The 24,435-nt window shown below is 39.2% G+C and carries 22 protein-coding genes; 12 read left to right on the top strand and 10 right to left on the bottom strand.

Annotated elements, in window-relative coordinates; genetic code table 11:
• The first annotated feature begins 158 nt into the window (after window positions 1-158).
• Window positions 159-1,538 (top strand): class II fumarate hydratase, encoded by a 1,380-nt coding sequence (gene fumC / locus G6554_RS10990; protein WP_166241694.1) that lies wholly within the window; start codon window positions 159-161, stop codon window positions 1,536-1,538.
• A 79-nt stretch (window positions 1,539-1,617) separates the two neighbouring features.
• Here fumC and G6554_RS10985 read toward each other — a convergent pair whose 3' ends face one another.
• The 9 genes from G6554_RS10985 to G6554_RS10940 all read right to left on the bottom strand — a co-directional run bounded on the left by G6554_RS10985 (window position 1,618) and on the right by G6554_RS10940 (window position 10,120).
• Window positions 1,618-1,821: an alpha/beta-type small acid-soluble spore protein gene (locus tag G6554_RS10985; protein WP_166241692.1), complete on the bottom strand. Its 204-nt coding sequence runs from the start codon at window positions 1,819-1,821 to the stop codon at window positions 1,618-1,620.
• A 608-nt stretch (window positions 1,822-2,429) separates the two neighbouring features.
• Entirely contained in the window at window positions 2,430-3,542 is a 1,113-nt protein-coding gene (locus G6554_RS10975; RefSeq protein ID WP_166241688.1) for an ABC transporter ATP-binding protein, read from the bottom strand.
• 107 nt (window positions 3,543-3,649) lie between these two features.
• Window positions 3,650-4,558: a PucR family transcriptional regulator gene (locus G6554_RS10970; protein ID WP_166241686.1), complete on the bottom strand. Its 909-nt coding sequence runs from the start codon at window positions 4,556-4,558 to the stop codon at window positions 3,650-3,652.
• A gap of 127 nt (window positions 4,559-4,685) precedes the next feature.
• Window positions 4,686-4,877, bottom strand: coding sequence for a hypothetical protein (locus G6554_RS10965; protein WP_166241684.1), 192 nt, complete (start codon window positions 4,875-4,877; stop codon window positions 4,686-4,688).
• A gap of 80 nt (window positions 4,878-4,957) precedes the next feature.
• Window positions 4,958-5,167 (bottom strand): YheE family protein, encoded by a 210-nt coding sequence (locus tag G6554_RS10960; RefSeq protein WP_166241682.1) that lies wholly within the window; start codon window positions 5,165-5,167, stop codon window positions 4,958-4,960.
• Window positions 5,168-5,246: 79 nt separating this feature from the next.
• Window positions 5,247-6,293: a YheC/YheD family endospore coat-associated protein gene (locus tag G6554_RS10955; protein WP_166241680.1), complete on the bottom strand. Its 1,047-nt coding sequence runs from the start codon at window positions 6,291-6,293 to the stop codon at window positions 5,247-5,249.
• The gene (locus G6554_RS10950; RefSeq protein WP_166241678.1) at window positions 6,290-7,654 is read right to left on the bottom strand and encodes a YheC/YheD family endospore coat-associated protein; all 1,365 of its coding nucleotides are present in this window, start codon (window positions 7,652-7,654) and stop codon (window positions 6,290-6,292) included. Before G6554_RS10950 ends, G6554_RS10955 begins: the two co-directional genes overlap by 4 nt.
• Window positions 7,632-8,735 (bottom strand): YheC/YheD family endospore coat-associated protein, encoded by a 1,104-nt coding sequence (locus G6554_RS10945; protein WP_166241677.1) that lies wholly within the window; start codon window positions 8,733-8,735, stop codon window positions 7,632-7,634. Before G6554_RS10945 ends, G6554_RS10950 begins: the two co-directional genes overlap by 23 nt.
• Window positions 8,732-10,120: a YheC/YheD family endospore coat-associated protein gene (locus G6554_RS10940; protein ID WP_166241676.1), complete on the bottom strand. Its 1,389-nt coding sequence runs from the start codon at window positions 10,118-10,120 to the stop codon at window positions 8,732-8,734. Before G6554_RS10940 ends, G6554_RS10945 begins: the two co-directional genes overlap by 4 nt.
• Before the next feature lie 150 nt (window positions 10,121-10,270).
• Between G6554_RS10940 and G6554_RS10935 the strand changes: the two genes are divergently transcribed.
• The 5 genes from G6554_RS10935 (at window position 10,271) to G6554_RS10915 (ending at window position 16,148) form a co-directional block, all read left to right on the top strand.
• Window positions 10,271-10,618, top strand: a complete 348-nt coding sequence (locus tag G6554_RS10935) for a YlbF/YmcA family competence regulator (RefSeq protein ID WP_166241675.1) — start codon at window positions 10,271-10,273, stop codon at window positions 10,616-10,618.
• Between the two features lie 153 nt (window positions 10,619-10,771).
• Window positions 10,772-11,641 (top strand): Cof-type HAD-IIB family hydrolase, encoded by an 870-nt coding sequence (locus tag G6554_RS10930; RefSeq protein ID WP_166241674.1) that lies wholly within the window; start codon window positions 10,772-10,774, stop codon window positions 11,639-11,641.
• Window positions 11,642-11,772: 131 nt separating this feature from the next.
• The gene (locus G6554_RS10925; RefSeq protein WP_166241673.1) at window positions 11,773-13,275 is read left to right on the top strand and encodes a coproporphyrinogen III oxidase; all 1,503 of its coding nucleotides are present in this window, start codon (window positions 11,773-11,775) and stop codon (window positions 13,273-13,275) included.
• Between the two features lie 136 nt (window positions 13,276-13,411).
• Complete coding sequence (locus G6554_RS10920) at window positions 13,412-15,031, top strand: long-chain fatty acid--CoA ligase (protein WP_166241672.1); 1,620 nt, start codon at window positions 13,412-13,414, stop codon at window positions 15,029-15,031.
• A 325-nt stretch (window positions 15,032-15,356) separates the two neighbouring features.
• On the top strand, window positions 15,357-16,148 hold the full coding sequence (locus G6554_RS10915; protein WP_166241671.1) for an enoyl-CoA hydratase: 792 nt from the start codon (window positions 15,357-15,359) through the stop codon (window positions 16,146-16,148).
• Window positions 16,149-16,187: 39 nt separating this feature from the next.
• Here the strand turns inward: G6554_RS10915 and G6554_RS10910 are convergent, their stop codons facing one another.
• Entirely contained in the window at window positions 16,188-16,373 is a 186-nt protein-coding gene (locus tag G6554_RS10910) for a YhzD family protein (protein WP_166241670.1), read from the bottom strand.
• A 125-nt stretch (window positions 16,374-16,498) separates the two neighbouring features.
• On the opposite strand from G6554_RS10910, the gene G6554_RS10905 reads away from it, so the two are divergent.
• The 6 genes from G6554_RS10905 to G6554_RS10880 all read left to right on the top strand — a co-directional run bounded on the left by G6554_RS10905 (window position 16,499) and on the right by G6554_RS10880 (window position 24,290).
• Window positions 16,499-17,398, top strand: a complete 900-nt coding sequence (locus tag G6554_RS10905) for an ABC transporter ATP-binding protein (RefSeq protein ID WP_166241669.1) — start codon at window positions 16,499-16,501, stop codon at window positions 17,396-17,398.
• A complete protein-coding gene (locus G6554_RS10900) occupies window positions 17,391-18,644 on the top strand; it encodes an ABC transporter permease (protein ID WP_166241668.1) in 1,254 nt (417 codons plus the stop codon). The genes G6554_RS10905 and G6554_RS10900 overlap by 8 nt, the downstream gene beginning before the upstream one ends.
• Before the next feature lie 109 nt (window positions 18,645-18,753).
• Window positions 18,754-19,974 carry a metallophosphoesterase family protein gene (locus G6554_RS10895; RefSeq protein WP_166241667.1) on the top strand — a complete coding sequence of 407 codons (1,221 nt, stop codon included), beginning with the start codon at window positions 18,754-18,756 and terminating at the stop codon, window positions 19,972-19,974.
• 15 nt (window positions 19,975-19,989) lie between these two features.
• Window positions 19,990-22,992: an ATP-binding protein gene (locus G6554_RS10890; RefSeq protein WP_166241666.1), complete on the top strand. Its 3,003-nt coding sequence runs from the start codon at window positions 19,990-19,992 to the stop codon at window positions 22,990-22,992.
• A gap of 51 nt (window positions 22,993-23,043) precedes the next feature.
• Window positions 23,044-23,988, top strand: coding sequence for a 3'-5' exoribonuclease YhaM (gene yhaM, locus G6554_RS10885; RefSeq protein WP_166241665.1), 945 nt, complete (start codon window positions 23,044-23,046; stop codon window positions 23,986-23,988).
• A gap of 113 nt (window positions 23,989-24,101) precedes the next feature.
• Entirely contained in the window at window positions 24,102-24,290 is a 189-nt protein-coding gene (locus G6554_RS10880) for a sporulation YhaL family protein (RefSeq protein ID WP_166241664.1), read from the top strand.
• The last annotated feature ends 145 nt before the right edge of the window (window positions 24,291-24,435 follow it).

The following is a 24,435-nucleotide window of genomic DNA, read 5'->3' as shown; positions in this document are numbered from 1 at the left end:
AGGCATCGGTAGTTTTTTAATCCTTTCTTATTATATCGGATATACCCTTTTCAAAGCATAGGCTGCAGACAAAATGTCTGCAGTTTTTTTATTTTAATAAAATGGTTAGAAATGGGTATATATATGAAAGGAGTATGAAAAAGTGAGGTGGAATCCACGTGGAGAATGATCGAATTGAAAAAGACACGCTTGGTGAGGTGCGTGTGCCTGCGGATAAATATTGGGGAGCACAAACACAGCGGAGCAAACAAAATTTTAAGATCGGTACCGAAAAAATGCCCTTGGAGCTCATTTATGGTTTGACTTTTATTAAAAAGGCAGCCGCAACGGTAAATTTTCAATTAGGAAAGCTGAGCGAAGCAAAAATGAAGGCGATTCAAAAAATTTGTGATGATATTCATCATGGTGACTTTGATGAACATTTCCCATTGATTGTCTGGCAGACAGGGAGCGGTACCCAAACAAATATGAACGTCAACGAGGTAATCGCCAATCGAGCCAATCATTTACTGAACGAGCAGAAGAGTACAGAAAAAATTCATCCAAATGATGATGTCAATATGTCGCAAAGCTCAAATGATACATTTCCAACGGCCATGCATATTACGGGCTATATAAAAATAACTGAGACACTAATTCCAGCCTTACAGCAATTAAAAAACACACTTCTTGAAAAAGAAAAAGCTTTCTCAACGATTGTAAAAATTGGCCGTACGCATTTACAGGATGCCACACCATTGACGCTTGGGCAGGAGATTAGCGGCTGGAGGGCCATGCTTGAAAAAGACGAAAGAATGATTAAGGAAGCAAGTGCCTATCTCCTTAATTTAGCTATTGGCGGGACGGCGGTAGGGACAGGAATTAATGCCGACCCGCAGTTTGGCAAAAAAACAGCTGAGCAGATTGCCTCACTTACGGGTTACCCTTTTCGCACTTCTGAAAACAAATTTCATGCATTGACTAGTCATGATGAAATTGTTTATGTTCATGGAGCACTTAAAGCCTTAGCCGCAGATCTGATGAAAATGGCTAATGATGTCCGCTGGCTTGCAAGCGGGCCAAGGAGTGGAATTGGCGAATTGACTATTCCCGCTAATGAACCGGGCAGCTCGATCATGCCGGGAAAAGTCAATCCAACACAAAGCGAAGCATTAACCATGATCGCGTGCCAAGTGTTTGGCAATGACGCCACCATTGGTTTTGCCGCCAGTCAAGGGAATTTTGAGCTGAATGTGTTTAAACCAGTTATTATTTATAACCTGATCCAATCGATTAGACTTCTTACCGACGGAATGCAGTCCTTTAATCAAAATTGTGCAATTGGTCTAGAAGCAAATGTGGAAATCATAAAGGATCACGTGGAGCGGTCGTTAATGTTAGTAACGGCATTAAACCCACATATTGGCTACGAAAAAGCTGCTGAAATTGCCAAGCTTGCTTTTAAGGAAAATACCACGTTGAAAGTTGCAGCCCTTAAAACGGGATATGTTACAGCAGAACAATTTGCAGAATGGTTGAAGCCTGAAAAAATGATATAAATGACAATGAAAGCCCCCTCCGATGAAGGAGGGGGCTTTAGCCAAAATATTTATTTGTTATAAGTGTTTTTGCTTACAATTAGCGTTGGAATCCGCCAAGTTGAGATTCAGCCATTTGTACAAGACGCTTGGTAATTTCTCCACCGACAGAACCGTTAGCACGTGAAGTAGTATCCGCACCAAGGTTAACGCCAAATTCTGTAGCAATTTCGTACTTCATTTGATTAAGTGCTTGCTCGACGCCTGGTACTAAAAGTTGATTAGAGTTGTTGTTACTAGCCATGTTGAATAACACTCCTCTTAATAAGTTTGGGGTCAGTATGGAATTGAACCATATTAGTGCCTCCTAGGCCTAACCCATATTATTATGTTCCTTTTAGTAAATTGGTTGGATGTTCCGGAGTTGCACCGGATAAGGCCCTTGTTGGTTGGCTTCATCCATCGGTATAATTGTTGCTTTGTTACTGCTTTGTTGTTGCTTTGTAATCTTTATTATGAATCATTCTTAAAGATCTATTCGAGATTCTACTTGGTAATTTATTCCGCTACATATGGCGAGTATATTAACATAAACTAAGATTATCAAATAATTCAAAGGGTGAAATGAATGGCGATATGCCCGGTCTGTAATGGTTTAAGGGAACTCTACTTATTGTGTACAAATTGCGGGAAACCTATGATGGAAAGCGGCAGGCTTATGGATTATTACGATGATTATAGTCCATATATGGAGATTAATTTAATGAAAATGGAGGATGGGTATCCGGATACGAATTCAGGGGAAAAATGTCCTCATATATACAGGTGTCCTACTTGCCAATCGGATGAAGTCGTTTTTATAAAAGAATAATCCCCGTTAACAGCATAACGGGGATCATCACACGATATGAATTATTTATCAGTAAGGGTACGAATTCTGGATTCTGTATCGGCATCAAAGAAATGAGCCTTATTTAAGTCGAACGCAAGGTCTACAACATCGCCAGGATGGACATCTGCACGTGAATCCAGGCGTGCAACGAAGTCTTGTCCTCCAATACTAGAATAGACCATTAATTCTGCACCTGTTAATTCAGCAACATCAACATTGGCTTTGATCTTAGTACCTGTAGAGGCTTCAATGAATACAGGCTCATCATGAATGTCTTCCGGGCGCACCCCAAGGATAATGGGTTTTCCAACATAACCTTGTTCACGAAGGAATTTCATTTTACCTTCTGGAACTGCAATCGAGACATTTTCAATGACGAATTTTCCATCTTCTAATTTACCATGGAAGAAGTTCATTGCAGGAGACCCAATGAAGCCGCCAACAAATACATTTTCTGGTTTTTCATATACTTCTTTTGGTGAACCAACTTGTTGAATAACCCCGTCCTTCATAACAACCAATCTTGTCGCCATTGTCATCGCTTCTGTCTGGTCATGTGTTACATAGATTGTCGTTGTATCTAGGCGGCGGTGAAGCTTAGCAATTTCTGCACGCATGGCTACACGAAGCTTCGCATCAAGGTTTGATAATGGCTCATCCATTAAGAATACTTTTGCATCACGGACAATCGCACGACCTAAGGCAACACGCTGGCGCTGACCGCCTGAAAGTGCTTTTGGTTTACGAGTTAAGTATGCTTCTAAGCCTAGAATTTTAGCTGCTTCTTGCACGCGGCGGTCAATTTCACTTTTTTGAAATTTACGAAGCTTTAATCCGAATGCCATATTATCATAAACTGTCATATGTGGATAAAGAGCGTAGTTTTGGAAAACCATCGCAATATCACGATCTTTTGGCGCTACATCATTGACTCTTTTTCCATCAATGTAGAAATCGCCCTTTGAAATATCTTCAAGACCCGCAATCATCCGAAGTGTTGTAGATTTACCGCAGCCAGATGGGCCAACAAACACGATAAATTCTTTATCTTCAATATGCAAATTAAAATCCTGGACTGCCGTTACCTTATTATCGTAAATTTTAAAAATATGATCTAATTTTAATTCTGCCATTTTAAATGCCTCCCTGTTTTATCTTGTACCATTAGTTTACAGGGATAGGCATGAAATCCATATAGACAGGTTGCACAAAGAATGAAAACGCTTTTTTGGGCACATTGTCATTCAGCGAGTTGATTTTCAAAAAGCAGGCAGGCAAAGAAAACGGTAAAAGCACCATAAAAGTCCTTTAACCCGATTCCGGTTTTTTCAGTAAATTTATCAATTCGATATTGGAGTGTGTTGCGGTGAATATACAATTTTTTCGCCGTCATACTGGCATTTAAATTATTTTCCAGAAACACCTTGATTGTCGTAAACAGTTCAGGATCATCATGAAATACCCAAACGATCTCTTGGCTCCCCCTTGTGTTCAATTCGTTTGGCAAGAAATGTGCCAAATAGGCAGGGAACACTCGTTCAAAGTTAAAAATACTCGGATTGCTAAGTTTTGTCATAGCGAAAGAAAAATATTCCTTTTCTAATAGAAATTTTGAGCGAAGCTGTTCTGAAAGGAGATTGATTTTTCCAATAAAAAAGGATATTTTTACATAAAAGTCACTTGCCAATGTTTCTGACATCGAAATGAATTCTTCCTCAGTAAGTGAAATTTGCTTTTTCTCCTCAATAACTATTCCTCGTCTGCCATTCTCCCAAATAATAATGACATCTTCTGTGAAAAATCCTTTTAGGGCAGATTCGATTTCCCCTTGATTAACATCATTACCATTTATATCGAACTGAATCAATCGTATATATGTTTCGCTATGTGTTAATGGGACAGGGGCATGTATAAATAAAAAGTCATACCAGGCTTTTTCCATGGTGGAGGCTTTGGGTACCTGTAATGCATCTAATCTGTAAAGGGCTGTAAGCAGCCGTAATTCTTTTTCACTCATATCCGTTTTAGGAATGCCAATCCATTCATTCTCGGCCTCACTATGGAAGTAATAAAATTGTTCAGATGGTTGAATCGGGCGAGTGGAAAACAGGATAGAATTTTTATATAGAGCTACTAATTTTTTTAGCAAGGTTCAATTCCCCATTATCAAATTTTTTCAATATAGGTTCTATTATAGCAATTGTGAGTAAAGGGGTAAAAATAAAAGAGGCTGGGCCTATTTAATAGGGGACAGCCTCTTGTAATGGCAATAAATATTAATCACACTCATATGGCGGTTGTTCCTGAACAAGATCGCGAGCTTCTTCAATATTTGTGGTATCATGACGGGCATGGACGGAGCCGCCAGACATCCCCTCATTGATCATCCGGTCAATATCCAAATAGACCATATCTCTGCCTTCGTAAGTAGAACCTTCATTTGTTAATTTTCCATTTCCTTTTTCCATGACTAACCACCCTTTCCTAATTTTCAAACTTAGTTTACGGAAAGGAGCATTTTTCATGCACTGTACAGAGCTATTTAGATTTATTCATAAACATGGAATAGCATTAATTCATGAACTTGGCTTGTTAATGCCTCGATATCTTCTTGTTCAGGTGTATTTGCAGTCCATTCAATTTTCCCCGTTTGGTGGTAGACCCCTGTATACCTTTGCTTTTTATGATAAAAGGAAAAATTCCAGCCTGGAATATTTTTGTTTTCAAATAATGGCTTGAATTGGAAGTGCATGAGCATTTGTCTAGTCCTCCTTCGATAATATGCGGCATACTTATAGCTTACCTTTTTTAAGGAATTAGTTAAATGGAATTTTTGATCATTTCTGAAAACCCGTTAACTGCAGGAATAATTGGCAAAGCTGCTCGATTTTCCCTTCTTCAATCTCCGATTCATCAAAGCTCATCGGTTTTGAATTTACTTCATAAATATAATATTGACCTGTTTTACTTATGCCGGCGTCGATTGAAAATTCACCGAAATAACCGAACTGCTTTGAAAGGGCATTGCCAATTTGGGGGACAATGGTTTGAAAAAACTGGTCATGCTCGCTTGTTTGCAGGAGTTTATAGGGGAGAAGTCTTCCGCCTGCAGGAATATGGGTAGTAACCGCCTGTTCTTGTGACTGCCTAATGCCGACACCTGTTAAAACGTAATCATTGTGGTTTCCATGTGCCAGGATTCGAAAGTCAAAACGGGCTCCCTCATAATCTGCAGATCTAATCTCCTCCTGCGCTAGGTAGTTTTTTTCAAGAAGCAACTTGTTCCAGTGATCCCAAAAGTGGTGGAACGATTTGTAGCTTTCTTGCCCATTAATTCCTTCTAATTCAATTCGAGAAGAACCCTTTTTCCTTAAACGAAAAATCCCTTTCCCTTTCGAAGATTGCCGTGGCTTTAAGTAAATTTCTTGATATTTGGTAAAAAAAGAAAACAACTTCTTTTTATGGTCGACAAGGATTGTTTGCGGCAAGTATTGCTTAAGATGATCATGGCTTTTCAACAATTGAAATAGTTCATATTTATCGATAAAACATGGGTTGAAAAAGGGGACATCTTTTTTTCTTAAGATTGAAAAAAAGTTCTGACTTTGGTCGTTCTGCTCTGATTTTCGAAAAGGAATCCGATTGTAAACAAGATCAGGATAGGGGAATCGTTTCTTATGCCAGCGATTGTCTTCTGGGGAATATACATAACCAATAATATACTCTTCCCCAGCGGCCTCAGGAATAAAGACAAAGCTTATTCCATTTAATGAAATAAGCTTTTTTTGCAATTCTGTAAAAAGGAGGCCGTTCCCTGCGATGCCGCCATCGGCTTTCTGCGATGTCAAAATGCCAATCAAAGGTGAAAAGTTATGTGTTATCATTTAAATAATACCTCTGGATGTAATAAGGATTGTTCGGTAAGAAATACGGCAAAAGCAATCGATAATTTCCGTGTGAGGTAATCAAATTCTTTCAATTCCGGATGGCTGAAAATTGACCTGCCTGGTTTAGAATTAGCCTCAAAAAGCCATACATCCCCGTTACGGTCAATTCCTAAATCAAAGCCAATCTCACCAATAATTCCTTCAACATTTGCATCAAGGGCAGTACTTAGCAGAAGCGCAGCATTCGAAAGCCTTTCCGTATATAATTCGCATTTCTCAGCAGGGAAGATTTCACTGATTGTTTTAATATCTCCGCCGCTGCGCGCATGTGTCGTCACACTGCCGGAACCGGCAATTTTTGCTGCAATGGCAGTTACATGCCATTTACCCTGATCGTCTTTATTCGTATGAACGCGAAAATCAATTGCACGCTGTTCGTTTCGGAGGAGGTGTATCCCTTGTTGGACCAGCATCGTTTCTACTGTTTGATGGGCAAATACGGATTGGAATAATCGTTCCAAACTAGAATATTTTCGCAAACGGTTTACTCCTTGATTGTCTTGGTAGCGGCAATAATAATCGTCGGTATGTTTGTCATAAATCACTTGATGTACCCCAAGTCCTAGGCTGCCGTTTTTTGGTTTGAGGTAAACATGACCGTATTTTGAGAGCATTGTTTCGATATCAGAAAAGGAAGTAAACGGGTAGGTCTCAGGGAGGTAATTGGTTACTGCAGCATCGTGCTGCAGTCGTTCATAAATATCCAGTTTATTGAAAAATCCGGGATTATACCACGGGATAAGATATTCTCTTTGCAATCGGTCCCTTACCCTGATTAATTTTGGATTTCCTTCACTTTTCCGATTGGGGAGTCGGTCGTAAATGACATTTGGTAAAGGAACCTCGACGATTTGCCAGCCCTCATTATGAAAGAAGTATCCTTCAATGGTTCCCTGTTCCCAGTTAATATGCTGCTCCCCAAAGACAAAAGGCAGGGCTCCAACTGTTCTATTGACAGAAAGCAACTTTGAAAAAAACAATGTTCTTTCGCCCATGGGCTGCTGGGGAAGGGAGGTAAATCCGGCAGTGAAGATCCCAACAAGCGGGCCTATATAGAGAATTTCATTTTCCACAAAGGCATGAAGTGGAACTTTAAAATGAGGAAACTGGATTGCCTCTTGAATTTTCCTGCTAATGACAATTCGATCATCCTTATCGGGATGGGGGAGGAATTCCACCTCCATTGATTTCGAGCCAAAGGCAATTCTTTTGATTTGCCTATCTTGAATGACTGTTGGTGGGCAAAAGACAATTAATTGATCGTTTTGAACAACTTCAATGAGATAATGTTTTCTCATAATTGGTCTTCCTTTCAATTTGCTCACTCTGAGAAAGGTATTTTCCGTAAAGAAGTGGTGCATGGCAAAGGGTTTTCTGTAACTCCGGCTGGGTCTGTAATAGAACCTTTCTACCTGGTTTTGAATTGAGATCTAGAATCCATATAGACCCATCTTTGGCGATACCGATATCCACACCTATTTCAAATAAGGGCAAAAATTCCTTTTCGAGAATAACAGGGAGCTTGCTAAGAATATAATCTAATTCTTGACTGATATATTCGCCTTTCGCAGGTGTAACGGAGGAAAGCCATTCTGAAAACGTGATGACGGATCCACCGGCACTAAGGTTTGAAAGGATACCGCCTGTGGTGCCTGTGCGAATTCCTTTGCCTCGTTCTACCCAAGCTCCATGTTCATTTTTTTGAAGAAGTGTACGGATATCAAAAGGCTGCTGCTCATTATTGGACAGTTCCAGGTACGGTTGTAAAAGGTAGCTGCGAGTCATCAATAATGATTTTAACCATTGAATAAGCTTGGTTTCATTTGGGAAAATCCGCGAAATAATCTTTTTTTGTTTTTCCGTTTTTACATGATAGGTTTTATCATTTTTCTTTAGGTAATAAATTCCGTAACCTTGTGAGCCGTTAATCGGTTTTAATATAATTTTTTTCATCGCCGAGAGTTCAGATAAAACGACTGTGGGATCAGAAACGGATTGTGATTTGGGTAAATAGGACGATAAGAGCGAGTTTTTTATGGCATCGTATAGATCGAGCTTATTAGGCAGGCCGTAACCTAAAAAGGTAATATCATTTCTGCTCTTTAACCAAGAGACGATTGGCAGGCATTGTTTGGAATGTTCATCCTCTCCGTAGAAGCAGCGGTCGTAAATGATAGTGGGGATAGGTAACTCCGCATCCATCCAGCGTTTAGTATCGGAGACGAATTTTCGCCCCTTCACTTGAAGAGTGCGGGGATTGATCGCTGATGGAATAAATTGAAAAACCTCCAGGCCGTTCGATTCTGCAAGGTCGGCCATCTCGTTTATATATGAAAGTTCACTTTCCATAGTTAATGTCATAATTCCAAAGATAGTCAATTTAGTTCCTCCTTTTCTAGGGCCGAATCATGGGCAAGCTTCGAACAAAATTGAATAATTGCTTTAGCGGACGGCCTTATCTTTCCTAAACCATCCTCGAAGTTCTTCGATGGCTTAGAATTCACCTCGATTAACCACGGTTTTCCTTCTTGATCAACACCAATGTCGATACCAAGTTCTCCCGTTATCCCTTCTGAATGACGGCTGATTACCTCAGCTGTTTCTAGGGCTAATTCTTTAATTAGTGCAAGAACCTCAATGGATTGCTTATCACTCATACAGGTTCGTAGGGCATTCAAGGGTCTTGTAATCGTGCCGCCTTTTGCTAAATTTGAAACAAATTCCTTTTCCGCTGCAATTCTTGCTACTGTTGAGGTTACAATCCATTGATTATTTTGATCTTTGTGGCATAAAACTCTAAAATCCATCGTCCTTGATTGATGTTTAATAAAGGTTATCCCTTGTTGGATAATGTAGATTTGATGATGAAGCAGCGGTTTTATTTGTTGGTATATTTCATCTAAGGAATATTTTTCAGTTAAATGGTTAGTCAGGGCTGGCAATGAAGTTTGCAAGGTGTAGTGCTGATGCCCTTCTTCTTTTACCTTGATAATATTTCGACCTTGACTGCCATGAATAGGTTTAAGAAAAATAGTTTCATATTTTTGGGCAAAATCATAGAATAGTTCCTTTGAACATATTTTTGTCTCGGGAATATAGGAATATAGCTGACTTTCTATTTTTACCTTTTCGTGCGCTTCCCATTTAGAAAGAAACCGATCATTAAAAAATGGAATCATGTGTTCATCAAGTTTTTGGCGAAACACCTTATAGAGGGTGGAATTTTCAAGTTTTCTGGAATGAATCCGGTTGTAAATAACATCTGGCATGGGAAGGTTTGCCGGAACCCATTTGCCATCCTCTAGGTAATAACCTGAGTCGGAGAATTGATCAAATGAAAATACATAAAAGAAGCCGCCATGCTCGCAAATACCGCGATGAAGTTCTTCACAAAACAAATGTATGGTGCGAAAGTACGGTTCCACCATCTGATTCGTTTTGAAATCGGTTAGCAAACCAATAACAGGTCCGAGTTTAAGCGTATGACTTTTGGAAAAAACGATTGCTTGAAATGTATAGCATTGAATAGGTAGCAGCAATGCTTTTATCATATGATCAGGAAGATGAATCTCATTAATGGCTATTTCTGCTATTTGTATTTCTGAGGTAATTGTTTTTTGCCCAATTTTGATATTCAACTTCCGGTTCTTGTTTAATTGCAGATGGGTCAACAATTTGTTGGACATTTGAATTTGCCATGTATCTTTATTTGTCCATGTTTTAGGGATCAGTTTTACCCTTATTGGGGTTAATGAATAGGACATGATCACTCCTCATTTGCGTATAAATGGGCATTCGTTGATATAGTACTATATGTGTGAATAATAATGATGGTGATTTGAACATTCTCGCATTTAATCGAATAGTTTGTTATAGTTGTGAAGAATTGTTTACTTTAGAGGGAGTGACCAAAAATGGCAGTTAATTTATATGATTCCGCATATGCCTTAGAGACAGCAATCCGTCAAAGCGCTGAGTACACACAACTTCAGCAGGCATATAACGAAGTGAATGCCGATCCACAGGCAAAGCAAATGTTTGACCAGTTCCGTCAAATCCAAATGAATCTGCAGCAAAAACAAATGATGGGACAGGATATTTCCGAACAAGAAGTCCAACAGGCACAAGCAACAGTAGGCCTCGTTCAGCAAAATCCAAAGATTTCACATCTCATGGAAGCAGAACAACGAATGAGTATGATTATTGGCGAATTAAACAAGGTCATTATGAAGCCATTAGAAGATCTATACGGAACAATGTAAACTTCATAAAGACTAGTCCATTCGCAAAGCCATCGGTATTCGTACCGAGGGCTTTTTTCGTCCATAGGCATTTCCGACTTTCCTGTTCTATAAATGAGTGAAAAGTCATAAAAGTGAAAGTAAGGTAATTCACCAAGAACAGGGGGCAACAACATGATTTATCGCTTACTTGCGTTAAATATTGATGGTACGCTTCTCCAAACGAATGGAAAAATTCATAAGTCTACAAGGGAAGCCATTGACTATGTCCAGCAAAAAGGAATTTATGTCACGCTCGTCACATCACGCAGCTTTCCTTCAGCTAAAAAGGTGGCTAAGGCGTTAAAAATAAAAGCACCGCTGATTACCCATCAAGGGGCCTATATTGCTGGAGTAGAATCAAAACCGGTCTATGTAGAAAGAATCAATGAGGATATTACGTATGATACAGTCCGTTTTTTAGAGGCATTACCGTGCCAAATTCGCCTCGTGCATGAACAATTTTCCTTAGCCAATAAGATAAAGCTGCACAATCATTTGTTAGCAAAAACTGTCTTTACTACTGGAGATCCTGTTTTCTATTCCCAACAATTTGTTTCTTCATTAAGTGAATATTTACATGACCAGCCGGTTACACCGCCGAAGATTGAGGTTTATTTTGAAGAGAAAAGGGATTTAAAAGATGCTAAAAACGCACTAGGTAAAATGTTTACAGAAATTGATGTAATTGAGCTTGATTCCTTAAGGTTGGATATTGTTCCTGCCGGTGCCTCAAAGCTTGCCGGCCTTTCCTATCTGGGAAGCCAACTTGGCATTCGAAAAAGTGAAATGGTCTATATCGGGGATGGGTTGGATGACATTCCTTTGATTGAAGCTGTAGGTCTTGGGGTTTCCATGTGGAATGCCGACTTTGAGGTAAAGCGAGCTTCCGACTGGGTAACAAGATCAGAAAATGAGCATGGTGTTGCCTATATGGTAAAAGAACACTTTCGCAAGCAACAGCCAATTGAGTTTTTAAGAAGGATGAAAATCATAAGAAAATAACTTCCAAGTGATATCATGGGCAATTGCCTTTGATATCTTTTTACTTATGGCTTGAGAAAGATTTCCACTGTATTGACCTTAGTTTTCTGATTCTGTACACTTAAGAAAGTTAAAACTGAAAGGTGATATGATTGAGAATTTCGATACTAGGGTTAGAGGATGAAAGATTCAGCCGACCGTTGCAGCTCATTGCTAATTTATTCTTTGAAGAAACAAAGATTATTATGGCAAATGCTGAAGAGGCGGATGTACAAATAATATTTAATTTGCAAGTCCTGAAACAGATTTCAGTTTCAGCAGAATTAACAGACAAGGGCGGAAAAGTAATTGCTTCTGATTACCAAAAGGAATTCTTACTGGATGATTCTGAAAAGGAAAAATTTAAACAAATAAAAAATGCCGTTGCTCATGTTTATTTAACGGTGTTGCAGAATTGGACAGGTATTACCCAAAAATGGGGGATATTGACGGGAATCAGACCCACCAAATTACTTCATCGTAAAGTCCGAGAAGGGGTTCCGTTACAGGAAGCGCATCAGCAATTAATGGATGATTACTTAATCACAAACGAAAAAATCGAGCTGATGCAGCAAATCGTTGACCGCCAGCTTGCCGTTGTTCCTGACCTGTACTCACTGCAAAAAGAAGTCAGTATCTATATTGGGATTCCTTTTTGTCCAACAAAATGTGCCTACTGCACTTTTCCTGCCTATGCCATAAACGGAAGGCAAGGCTCAGTGGATTCATTCTTAGGCGGGCTCCATTATGAAATGAAGAAAATTGGTGCCTGGTTGAAGGAGAATGGAGTGCGGATAACTACTGTTTATTATGGCGGCGGTACGCCAACGAGTATCACCGCAGAAGAAATGGATATGCTTTATGAGGAAATGTACTTGTCGTTTCCAGATGTAGAAAATATCCGCGAAATTACCGTTGAAGCGGGTCGGCCCGATACGATTACACCTGAAAAATTAGAAATCTTGAAAAAGTGGCATATTGACCGGATCAGTATTAATCCACAATCCTACACACAAGAAACATTGAAGGCTATCGGCAGGCATCATACCGTTACTGAAACAATTGAAAAATACCATTTAGCTCGGGAAATGGGTATGAATAATATAAATATGGACTTGATTATCGGGTTGCCAGGTGAGGGAATTTCAGAGTTTACCCATTCTTTAGCTGAAACAGAAAAACTAATGCCTGAGTCTTTGACAGTCCATACGTTGTCGTTCAAGCGGGCATCAGAAATGACCAAGAATAAAGAGAAATATAAGGTAGCTGAACGTGAAGAAGTCGAAGGTATGATGGAACTTGCACAGGATTGGACGAAAGATCACGGCTATGTACCATATTATTTATACAGACAAAAAAACATACTTGGTAATCTTGAAAATGTCGGTTACTCGTTCCCTGATCAAGAAAGTATCTATAATATCATGATCATGGAGGAGCAACAAACAATTATTGGACTTGGCTGTGGAGCGGCGAGCAAATTTATTGATCCAATTACAGGGAAGATTACCCAATTTTCCAATCCAAAGGATCCCAAATCCTATAATGACGGCTTTGAATCCTATACAAATGATAAAATAAAAATCCTTGATGAGTTATTCTCCTGCTTAAAATAAGTGGGAGACTTTTTTTATTTTAATTGTTCTTAATAAAGGGTTAATTATTCTTGATGTCGAATACTTATATGGATTGCCCCATACACTTCTTTGGGGTATTTAAAACGCATTCATTCTTGGAGGGGGAGATTTAGTAATGATGCAAACACCTTTAACGATGACTCAAATGATTGAGAGGGCAGAAAAGTATTTTCCGAAGAAACAAGTGGTATCCAGGACGGCAAGCGGTATTCAGCGATTTACCTATAACCAAGTTGCCGAAAGAACGAGGAGGCTTGCTGATAGCCTAACCAAATTAGGAGTAACGAAAGGTGAAAGGGTAGGAACATTAGCCTGGAACCATCACCGTCACCTGGAGGCCTATTTTGCGATTCCATGTATGGGTGCCGTTTTGCATACGATTAACATCCGCTTATCACCTCAGCATATATCCTACATTATCAATCATGCCGAAGATAAGGTTCTTCTCGTTGATTCAGACATCCTGCCATTACTCGAAAGCTGTGCGGCAGAATTAAAAACGGTTAAGGCATTTATTATTATGACCGATGAAAAAGAATTACCGAAGACCAAACTCTCTCCTGTTTACCATTATGAGCAGCTTTTAGAAGAAGCAAATCCTGATTATACCTATCCAACAGATCTTAATGAAAATGATCCAGCAGGTATGTGCTATACCTCTGCTACAACAGGGAATCCAAAAGGTGTCGTTTATACTCATCGAGGGATTTTTCTCCACAGTTTGGCTTTAGGCCTAGCAGACAGTGCTGCCATAAGTGAAAAAGATATTGCACTAACTGTTGTTCCAATGTTCCATGCCAATGCCTGGGGAATGCCGTTTGCGGGAGTCTGGTTCGGAACGACACTAGTTCTTCCAGGGCCATACTTCACGCCAAAATTATTGGCGGAATTGATCGAACAAGAAAAAGTCACGATAACAAGCGGTGTTCCGACTATCTGGCTTGGATTACTTAAAGAACTTGATGAGGGTTCCTATGATTTAAGCAGTTTAAGGGGAATCTTATGCGGAGGTTCAGCAGCGCCGAAAGGAATGATTAAAGCCTTTGAGCAAAAATATAATGTGCCATTCATGCATGCATATGGGATGACGGAGACAAGTCCGCTTGCCCTTTTCTCCACGTTAAAAAGTTACCAAGAAGATTTAGATTATGAGGAACGACTTGATTTGCGGGCCAAACAAGGTACGCTTGTTCCAGGGTTAGAAATGAAAGTTCTTGGTAAGGATGGCGAAGTTGCCTGGGATGGAAATGAAATGGGAGAGTTGTGCCTTCGAGGCCCATGGATTGCATCAGAATATTATAAAGACGAGCGGACAAAGGATGCCTTTCACGATGGTTGGCTCCACACGGGAGATGTTGTGACGATTGACGAGGAAGGTTTTGTGAAAATCGTTGACCGGACAAAGGATTTAATTAAAAGTGGCGGTGAATGGATTTCATCGGTGGATTTAGAAAACGCTCTAATGGCACATGAGGCAGTTTTTGAGGCGGCAGTTGTTGCCATTCCTCATGAAAAATGGCAGGAACGTCCGCTTGCATGTGTAGTCTTAAAGGATGCATATAAAGGGAAAACCACAAAAGAAGAATTAATAGAATTTCTTACACCACAGTTTACTAAATGGTGGATTCCAGATGAAATCCTTTTCCTGGAGGAGATTCCTAAGACATCAGTTGGAAAATTCCTGAAGATGGCCTTACGTGATCAAGTTCAAAAAGAAGTAACGCGAAAAAGTTAAGGAAAAAAAGGCAAGGGATTTTTCCTTTGCCTTTTAGTTTCCCTTGTGAAAAAGGGGCGGAGCGGCGCAATAGTCAAGCTGTATATCCTGGTTAAATGAAAAAGATAGTTTTTCTCAATGAATATGTGAAGCTTTGCTCTGCTCACACCGCCTTTATTAGGTGGTTAATTGTAGTTCTCTGATTATCTTTCTATTGCTGATTGGTATGAAACGCTATATTAGTTTTCAGTAGAAAAGAAAATTCAATATATTAAGAAAGCTTGTTTTTATTCTTGGCTAATCCATATATAATGGAATTGAAATGAATGAAAAGGGGGAATTTGCCGTGTCAATCAATTTTACAACGGATAAGGTAAATTTACGAGTTGTTGACCGCGTTGCAACACTGGAAATGAACAGACCGGAATCTTTAAACTCGATGGATACGGATGTCATTAAGGGGCTAGTTTGCAAACTAAAGGAATTAAGTGATTCTGATGATGTTGATATTGTTGTCATAACAGGTAAGGGGAGAGCCTTTTCAGCTGGCGGTGATATTAAAACAATGCTTTCAAACATGAATGAGAGCGACTTCTTTCCAGTAATGGATTGCATTAGTGAACTAATCATCACTCTTTATAGCATGCCGAAACTAACCATTAGTGCTGTTACAGGTGCCGCTGCAGGCTTGGGCTTTAGTTTAGCGTTGGCGACAGACTATATTATAGCCGATAAAGCTAGCAAATTGGCAATGAATTTTATTGGAATTGGTTTGATTCCTGACGGTGGTGCCCATTTCTTTTTAGAAAAACGATTGGGAGAGACGAAGGCAAAGCAAGTAATCTGGGATGGAAAAATGCTTAGTGCCGAAGAAGCGTTCAAGCTGGGACTGATTCAAGAGGTAGCAGGTGAAGACCTCCAGGAGGCTTTGGATACTAGAATTGCAGATTGGCTAAGTCGTCCGGTTCAGGCAATGATTAAGACGAAAAAAATAATGGCTGAGAAGAATCGACCGCAATTATTAAAAATCCTGGAGTTAGAAAAATATGGCCAGCAAAAAATGCGGGAAACGATTGATCACCAAGAAGGAATAAAGGCTTTTATTGAAAAAAGGAAACCACGTTTCATTGGACAGTAACCATTAGCGGCGCATGAATGATTCATGCGCCTGCTTGTTTCACGAATGGAAAAGTAAGAGCTTGCCATTTGGTGATGTGCAGCGATGTGTTTTTGCTAATAAGTTTTTCTCTACTAATAGTTGTTCCCCTAGTTTCTTTGCTGCATCGTCATTTTCCGCCTGAAAGGTTTCGTCTAAAATCTTTTCGCCAGTTGCTTCAAATGCAGTTAATTTATAATTCTTCACTATAAAAACCCCTTTAAAAAATGATTTACTACTATTTTTGCATAATTCTAAAAAAAGTGCAAAAGAAAGAAAATGAAACCAAATTATGGTACCATTCGTAATAATGAGAGAAAGGAGTGTATGAAATGGTTCTAAAACTTGAACATGTCACAAAACGGTTTGGGCAGTTTTTGGCCGTTGACGATTTATCCTTAACAATCCCTGAAAAAGAAATGTTTGGCTTTTTAGGGGCTAACGGGGCCGGAAAGACAACCACGTTTCGGATGATTTTAGGTTTGCTCGATAATACCGCCGGAAGAATTACCTGGGATGAGCAGCCGATTGATTATTCCACCAGCCATTTAGTCGGCTATCTTCCCGAGGAAAGAGGATTATACCCGAAGTTGAAAGTCCGAGATCAAATTGTCTATTTAGCGAGATTAAGAGGGATGCAGAAGAGTGAGGCGCTGATTGAACTAAAATCTTGGTTGGAGCGCTTTAAAATCCCAGAGTATGAAAATAAAAAAGTGGAGGAGCTGTCAAAAGGGAACCAGCAGAAAATTCAGTTCATTGCTGCTGTTGTACATAAACCGAAATTATTAATCCTTGACGAACCATTTAGCGGGCTTGACCCGGTCAATGTGGAAATGCTCAAGGAGGCTGTCTTAACCCTTAAACAAAATGGGGCAACCATTGTATTTTCCAGCCATCAAATGCATCATGTCGAGGAGATGTGCGAACATCTTTGCATTATGCATAAAGGAAAAACGGTAGTTCACGGTGACTTAAGGAAGATAAAACGTGAGTTTGGCAAAAAAAATCTCATCATCCATGCCGATTTTTCCCTAAATTCTTTGAAAGATTATCCTGGCGTTGTAAAAGCAACGCCAACAATGGAAGGGATTCTTCTACAGATTGAAGGAGAAAGAGTGGCAGAAAGTATACTTAAAGAAATTGTTAACAAAGGATTCATCCGAAAATTTGCCCTCGAAGAACCTTCTTTAAATGATATCTTTATCGAGAAAGTGGGTAATTCTTATGAATAGCTTTTGGATTATCTTATTTCATACCTATCTAAACAAACTAAAAAGTAAATCGTTTATTATTACCACAATCATCACTGTTGTGATTGTCCTGGCTCTAACGAATATTAATAATATAATCAGTATATTTGATAAAAACGGCGGGAAAGAGAATGTTGCTGTACTGGATGAAAGCGGGAAACTTTACGACCCTTTTAAACAACAGCTAAAAACAATTAACAAAGATATCAATTTAAAACTTTACAACGGAAGTGAGAAGGAAGCAGAAAAAGCAGTTGAAAAAGGCGATGTTTCCGGTGTTGTTCAGCTGGGGCTTAATGATGAAGGCTTGCCGGTAGCAACCTATAAAGCCATGAGCATCGCGGATTCCTCCCTTTTTACTGATCTACAAACTGCTTTGCAGCAAGTGAAAACGATGTTAGCGGCTTCTCAAATTAATTTGGCACCGGCACAGCTGCAAAAGCTTTATGAACCAGTTTCTTTTAAAAAAGTGGCGCTTGAGAAGAATGCCAAAACAGAAGAGGAGCTTAATCAGGCTCGAGGCCTTGTTTACGTCCTCCTATTTATCATCTATTTTGCGGTTATTATGTATGCCAACATGATTGCGATGGAGGTAGCCACAGAAAAGTCCTCGAGGGTAATGGAAATATTAATATCAAGTGTTTCGCCAATCAAGCAAATGTTTGCGAAAATATTGGGTATTGGTCTATTAAGTTTGACACAATTAGCGGCATTTCTGATAGTCGGTTATTTCTCCTTAACCAAAAACATGGATTCATTAAAGGAAGGTTTTTTTGGTGTTTACGGGTTTGGTGATATTCCCACAGCCACCATCATCTATGCCGTCATTTTCTTTATTCTCGGCTATTTCCTCTATGCCACACTTGCAGCCTTTTTGGGCTCACTTGTCAGTCGGATTGAGGATGTACAGCAGATGATTACTCCGATGACGCTAATGGTTGTAGCCGGATTCATGATTGCGATGTTTGGACTTGGTAAACCTGATGCAGCCTTTATTACCGCAACGTCTTATATTCCCTTTTTTACACCGATGATTATGTTCCTGCGTGTTGGGATGCTGACAATCCCTGCGTGGGAGGCGATCTTGGGTATCGCTATCCTTGTTGCTACCATTGCCGTGTTAGCCATTTTTGGGGCACGTGTTTACCGAGGCGGTGTCTTAATGTATGGGAAATCTAATTCCTTTAAAGATATTAAAAAGGCATTGCAATTAACCAAAAGCGAATAATGAATGGCTTTACCGGTTTCCGGTAAAGCTTTTTATTATTTTACTATAGGAACGTGCATTCGTGTTTTAATGGTGTTACAATGAATAAAAAGGGCGAAAGGAATTATTTATGAAAAAGATATCGTTTATTCATGCAGCAGATCTACATTTGGATAGCCCGATGATCGGATTAAAGCATTTACCAGCACCTATTTTTTCTAGGGTAAAAGAGAGTACCTTTATAGCATTGAAAAAGCTGACAGCAGCTGCGATCGAGCGGGAGGTTGATTTTGTCGTCTTGGCAGGAGATTTATTCGATGGAGAGGACCGCAGTTTGAGGGCACAATCTCGCTTTCGTACGGAAATGCTAAAGCTTGCTGAGAAGGATATTCCCGTTTATGTTGTACATGGAAATCACGATCATTTAAATGGTTCTTGGGTGCATTTGGACATGCCTGAGAATGTTCATGTTTTTCATGGTGAGGTTGAAACAATGATGCTCCATACCAAGACTGGTGAATGCGTTCATCTTTATGGATTTAGTTATCCTACAAGGCATGTGTTTGATCGGAAAATAGATAATTATAAGAAAGCTGAGGGGGCAGATTTTCATATTGGCATTCTTCATGGTAATGAAAGCACGGGAAAGGAGCATGACAACTATGCTCCATTTTCAGTCAAGGATTTACTGGAAAAAGACTTTGATTATTGGGCATTGGGACATATTCATAAACGTTCTGTATTGTCTGAGAATCCCCCGATTATCTATCCCGGCAATATTCAAGGAAGAAATAAGAAAGAGTCCGGCAGTAAAGGGTTTTATTATATTACATTGACAGACCTGGATACAAAAATGGATTTTATCGAGTCATCTGATATGATCTGGGAGGAAGCTGTCATTGATGCTGACTCAGCGAATAGTTTTCACGATGTACTTCGTTTATGCCAAGCGGCTATCAACACTATTCGAAGAGCTCAAATAGGAACACTGGTAACTCTTTATTTGAAAAATATTTATCTACCCAATGATGATGAAAAAAAAAGCTTGAACGTGGAACTTTTAGACCTCCTACAAGAGGATGAAAAGGATGAAGAGTCCTTTGTTTGGGTTGTCGACTTAGTCATCACGGAAAGTCTGCCAATCGATAAAGAGCAGTTGAAAACAGAAACCAATTTTTATGGAGAGCTATTTGAAACAATTGATCATTTCGATCAATTTGATTCTGCGTTAGCACCCTTGTATGAGCATCCGTTTGGGAGAAAATATTTGTCCCATTTATCACTTGAGGAACAAAATGAGTTGCTGGAAAAAGCAGAAAAAACGCTTATAGAATTACTTTATCATTCTTAGGAAAGGAGTGATCTTTTGAAAATTATTGAGTTTCACATATACGGATACGGTCAATTAGAAAATCTCAAAATCACGAACCTTAGTGATTTTCAAGTTTTCTATGGCGAAAATGAAGCCGGCAAGTCTACCATTATGGCTTTTATTCATGGGATTCTTTTCGGGTTCCCTACCAAGCAACAATCTGACCTGCGCTATGAGCCAAAACATAGCAGCAAATACGGTGGGAAAATTAGAATTTATCATGAAGAGCACGGATATGCTGTCATAGAGCGGATTAAAGGAAAAGCAGCAGGCGATGTGAAGGTAGTCATGGATTCAGGAGTAATTGGCGGCGAGGAACTTTTAAAAGAACTTACAGGAAATTTTGATAAAAGTTTATATCAAGCTATTTTTTCCTTTAATTTGCAAGGCTTGCAAAACATTCACCAATTAAAGGATGAGGACATTGGTAAATTTTTATTCTCTGCAGGAACATTGGGCACAGAACAATTATCAAAAGCGGAAACCTTCCTTCAAAGGGAATTAGACCTCCGGTTTAAGCCAACAGGGAAGAAACCACTTTTGAATGAAAGATTACAAGCCCTTCATGAAATAAGTGGAGAGTTGAAAAAAGCAGCGGCAAAAAATAAGGAATATGAAAGCCTGATTACGAAGAATGACGTGCTTCAGGAAGAAATGCTCGCAATAACGGATGCTCTTCAGGAACTAGCTAAAAAGATGGAGAAATTGAATGAATGGAAGAGGATCGAGCCAATCTTCAAAGAAGAGAGACGAATAAAGAAGGAGCTTAACGAACTGGGAGAAATCAGGTTTCCAGCACGCGGGATGGAAAGAATGGAGAAACTAAATCAACTGATTCACCCCTATCAGGCCGAAATCGTAAGTATTTCCGACAGAATCGAAAATATGAAGCAGGAATTAACGACGATTGAACCTACTATTTCTTTGCTTGAAAATGAGCCTGCGATTTTAAGATTGCTTAATCAAATACCGATAATGGAACAATGGAATCTTGAGAAGCAGCAATGCGAGGTTAAATTAGCTGAACTTGAAGATAAGCTGTCCATTACTAGAGAAAAACTTCATTTATCCTTAAATGAAGATGATATCCTTGCGATTAATACAAATATTTATATGAGGAATCAAGTGGAAATCGTTTCCCGAAAACGACAAAAACTTGAAGAAACAAAAGTAGAGCTTGAGGCGCAGTATCAAGAGGAAAAAAACGGATTGGAAGAAATAGAAAAGGACGTCCGATTTGTAGAGAGGCAAGTCCTGGCTAAACAAGAGCGGTTACAACTTGAGGAGCAAATAAATGCCGCCAATGATAAAAAGAGTTTGGAATGGGAATTAAATTCCATACAGGAACAAATAGAGATTTTCAAGCTGGCAAATGAACGGGATAAGACTGCAAAAGAAAACATAAATAAGCAGAAAAGGATCCAATTTTTTCTGTTTGAGTTCATTTTATTTGGGCTGTTATTATATGGCATGTTCACAAAGCAATGGGTTCTCTTTTCTTTCGGTGTGCTTGGATGTATAGGAATTGCACTATTTATGATGAAAAGCACAAAGCCAATAAAAGAAGAAAAAGGGAAGCAGAAACTTAATGGTTTAATAGACAAAGAAACAAACCTAAGGCAAAAGCTTGAGTCAGCAAAATATTTGGATATCACAAAGCTTGAGAATCAATTACAGTTGGATAATCAAAGGCTTGATGAGCTGCAACTATTAAAAATGAGCCTAAAACAACAGCAAATTCAATACAATAAGGCATTAACGAAATGGGAAGAATGGGAAAAAGAGTCTTCTCAAAATAAAGAACAGCTGTTGTCGATCAGCAATGAACTAAAGATCCCCGAATATATTGCAGTCATGTTTTTACAAGAAGCTTTTGAATTAATTGAGCAATGTAAATCGATTTACCGCGAGAAGAAACAATTGCAAGAAAGACTTGGACAGATAAATCAGCTTCAGGACCAAATAGAAGAAGGACTTAAATCATATGAGAATCGTTTTTTAGAGGTAAAGGGCTTAGATCTACATAATTCGGCCTACCTACTAAGGAACAAGCTGAAGGAAGAGCATGAAAAGCAAATAAAGAGCCAAGAAAGGAACGGGAAGCTTGCTGACCTTATAGCGGACTTAAAGCAAAAGTCACAAGAATTGGTGCTTTTACAATCCGAACATGATAAGCTTCTCCAAACTGCTAATACGGAAACTGAGCTTCAATTCTATGAACGAGGGGAAAAGGCTGAAAAACAAGCTTTCCTTCTTGAAAGGTATAACCATCTTTTAAGTCAGCTTCAGTACGCTACACTTCCTGAACAGGCTTGGGAAAGCTATCTGTCGATTCATGATTGTGATGAAGTGATCGCAGGATTAAATCTTGAGGCATCGAAATTCCATTCAAAATTAAAAGAGCTTCAAGAGAATCAAGCTTCGATAAAGTACGAGATTCAAATATTGGAGGAAGGCGGCGTGTATTCTGACATTCTCCATCACTACAAGCAGAAGAAATTTGAACTAGAAGAGGCTGCGAAAGAGTGGTCTGTATATTGTTTATCCCAACAGATTTTGGCGCAAACGATTGATAAATATAAAAATATTCATTTACCAAGGATGCTCTCCAAAGCGGAAGAATACATGTCAATTCTGACGGATGGCAGCTATAATAAAATTCACTTGCAGAAGTCAGGTTCCGGTTTTCTTGTTGAGCGTGAGGACCATACCCTATTTGAAGCAAAAGAGCTAAGTCAGGGAACGATGGAACAGTTATATGTGTCTATTCGGCTGGCGTTGGCAACAACGCTTTATGAAAAATATCAGTTTCCCATTATCATTGATGATAGTTTTGTCAATTTTGATGCAAAAAGAACAAACAAAGTGATTGAACTACTTAAAACACTAGAGCGCAATCAACTATTATTTTTTACTTGCCATGCGCACTTACTACCCCTTTTCCAGAGGGAAAATATTCTTTCTATAGAAAAAGGTGCTATTCAGGTCATTCACTAGAGATATATGTCTATGTGTTATACTCATATTATGGGAAGGAGCGTGGATAGATTGGGAAAAAGTATTTTAGATTATGAGGTTGGAGAACAGGTTGAATTATTTCTCTTAATAAAAAATTCAACAAAAGGGATTGCGAGTAATGGCAAGCCTTTTTTGACATTAATCCTCCAAGATCAAAGCGGCGAAATCGAGGCAAAGCTCTGGGATGCTAGTGAAGAAGATGAAAAGAACTATGCAGCTCAAAATATTGTAAAAATTCTTGGAGACCTTCAAAATTATCGTGGTAAGAGTCAGCTGAAAATCCGTCAAATCAGAAAGACTGGCCCATCTGACATGGTTAAGTTAGATGACTTTCTAGAGATAGCCCCATTAAGTCAGGAAGAAATGGTCGGCAAACTGACACAGTATATTTTCGAAATGAAAAATCCAAATATCCAACGAATTACCCGTCATTTAATAAAGAAGCATCAGAAGGCATTCTTAGAATATCCAGCTGCTACAAAAAATCATCATGAATTTGTTTCAGGACTTGCCTATCACGTAGTCAGCATGTTGGACTTGGCCAAAGCGATAGCTTCTTTATATCCTAGTCTTGATAAGGATCTATTGTATGCTGGTGTGATTTTACATGATATGGGGAAGGTCATAGAATTATCGGGGCCAATTTCAACCGTCTATACAATTGAAGGAAATTTGCTTGGACATATAACAATAATGATTACCGAAATAGGCAATGCAGCAGAGGAACTGGGAATTTCCAGTGAAGAGGTATTAATTTTACAACATCTTGTCCTTAGCCATCATGGGAAGGCGGAATGGGGCAGCCCTAAACCTCCATTAATCAAGGAAGCAGAAATCCTTCATTATATTGATAATCTTGATGCTAAAATGAACATGCTTGACCGTGCATTAGAACGAGTAAAGCCAGGGGAATTTACTGAGCGAATTTTCGCGTTGGATAATCGATCATTTTATAAGCCGATGTTTCATAAGTAAATGGAAATAACCCACTTAGGGTTATTTTTTTTGCGAAGAAACGAATATTTTTGGAAAAACCGAATAAGTTGTAATACAAAGTGGACAACCACTAGAGAAGGGAGCATGAGAAGTTGACTATACCTATTTGGGTTTATGCAGTCGTGGTTGGAATTGTGATTAGTGCCCTAATGGCAATCAAAACAGGCAGGGAAGAACGGCAGTTAGAAATGGAAAACATCGAGCGTGAGGGAGAAATCTATATTTCGCGACTAGAACGGGAAAAAGAGATGCGTGAAGAACTAAATGCAACAGGAGAATAGAAAAGCGGAAGCGCCTTGCTCAGGGGCGACAGGCATAAGACGAGCTGGCGAGAAGGCTGTTCTTTAACCTTCTTGACAGATTGGCTTATGACCCCGAGCCCCTAGGCGCTGGAGCTAGCCAATTAGAAAAGCGGAAGCGCCTTAC

Source organism: Bacillus sp. MM2020_4, assembly GCF_011250555.1.
Classification (GTDB): domain Bacteria; phylum Bacillota; class Bacilli; order Bacillales; family Cytobacillaceae; genus Neobacillus.
Note: the sequence above shows the minus strand (reverse complement) of the source record. Positions and strands in the feature narration are given on the sequence as shown.

Coding starts and splice junctions, on each gene's coding strand:
- G6554_RS10985 (WP_166241692.1), bottom strand. CDS start 1,821: ATGGCTAGTAACAACAACTCTAATCAACTTTTAGTACCAGGCGTCGAG.
- G6554_RS10975 (WP_166241688.1), bottom strand. CDS start 3,542: ATGGCAGAATTAAAATTAGATCATATTTTTAAAATTTACGATAATAAG.
- G6554_RS10965 (WP_166241684.1), bottom strand. CDS start 4,877: ATGGAAAAAGGAAATGGAAAATTAACAAATGAAGGTTCTACTTACGAA.
- G6554_RS10960 (WP_166241682.1), bottom strand. CDS start 5,167: ATGCTCATGCACTTCCAATTCAAGCCATTATTTGAAAACAAAAATATT.
- G6554_RS10955 (WP_166241680.1), bottom strand. CDS start 6,293: ATGATAACACATAACTTTTCACCTTTGATTGGCATTTTGACATCGCAG.
- G6554_RS10950 (WP_166241678.1), bottom strand. CDS start 7,654: ATGAGAAAACATTATCTCATTGAAGTTGTTCAAAACGATCAATTAATT.
- G6554_RS10940 (WP_166241676.1), bottom strand. CDS start 10,120: ATGTCCTATTCATTAACCCCAATAAGGGTAAAACTGATCCCTAAAACA.
- G6554_RS10935 (WP_166241675.1), top strand. CDS start 10,271: ATGGCAGTTAATTTATATGATTCCGCATATGCCTTAGAGACAGCAATC.
- G6554_RS10930 (WP_166241674.1), top strand. CDS start 10,772: ATGATTTATCGCTTACTTGCGTTAAATATTGATGGTACGCTTCTCCAA.
- G6554_RS10920 (WP_166241672.1), top strand. CDS start 13,412: ATGATGCAAACACCTTTAACGATGACTCAAATGATTGAGAGGGCAGAA.
- G6554_RS10905 (WP_166241669.1), top strand. CDS start 16,499: ATGGTTCTAAAACTTGAACATGTCACAAAACGGTTTGGGCAGTTTTTG.
- G6554_RS10900 (WP_166241668.1), top strand. CDS start 17,391: ATGAATAGCTTTTGGATTATCTTATTTCATACCTATCTAAACAAACTA.
- G6554_RS10895 (WP_166241667.1), top strand. CDS start 18,754: ATGAAAAAGATATCGTTTATTCATGCAGCAGATCTACATTTGGATAGC.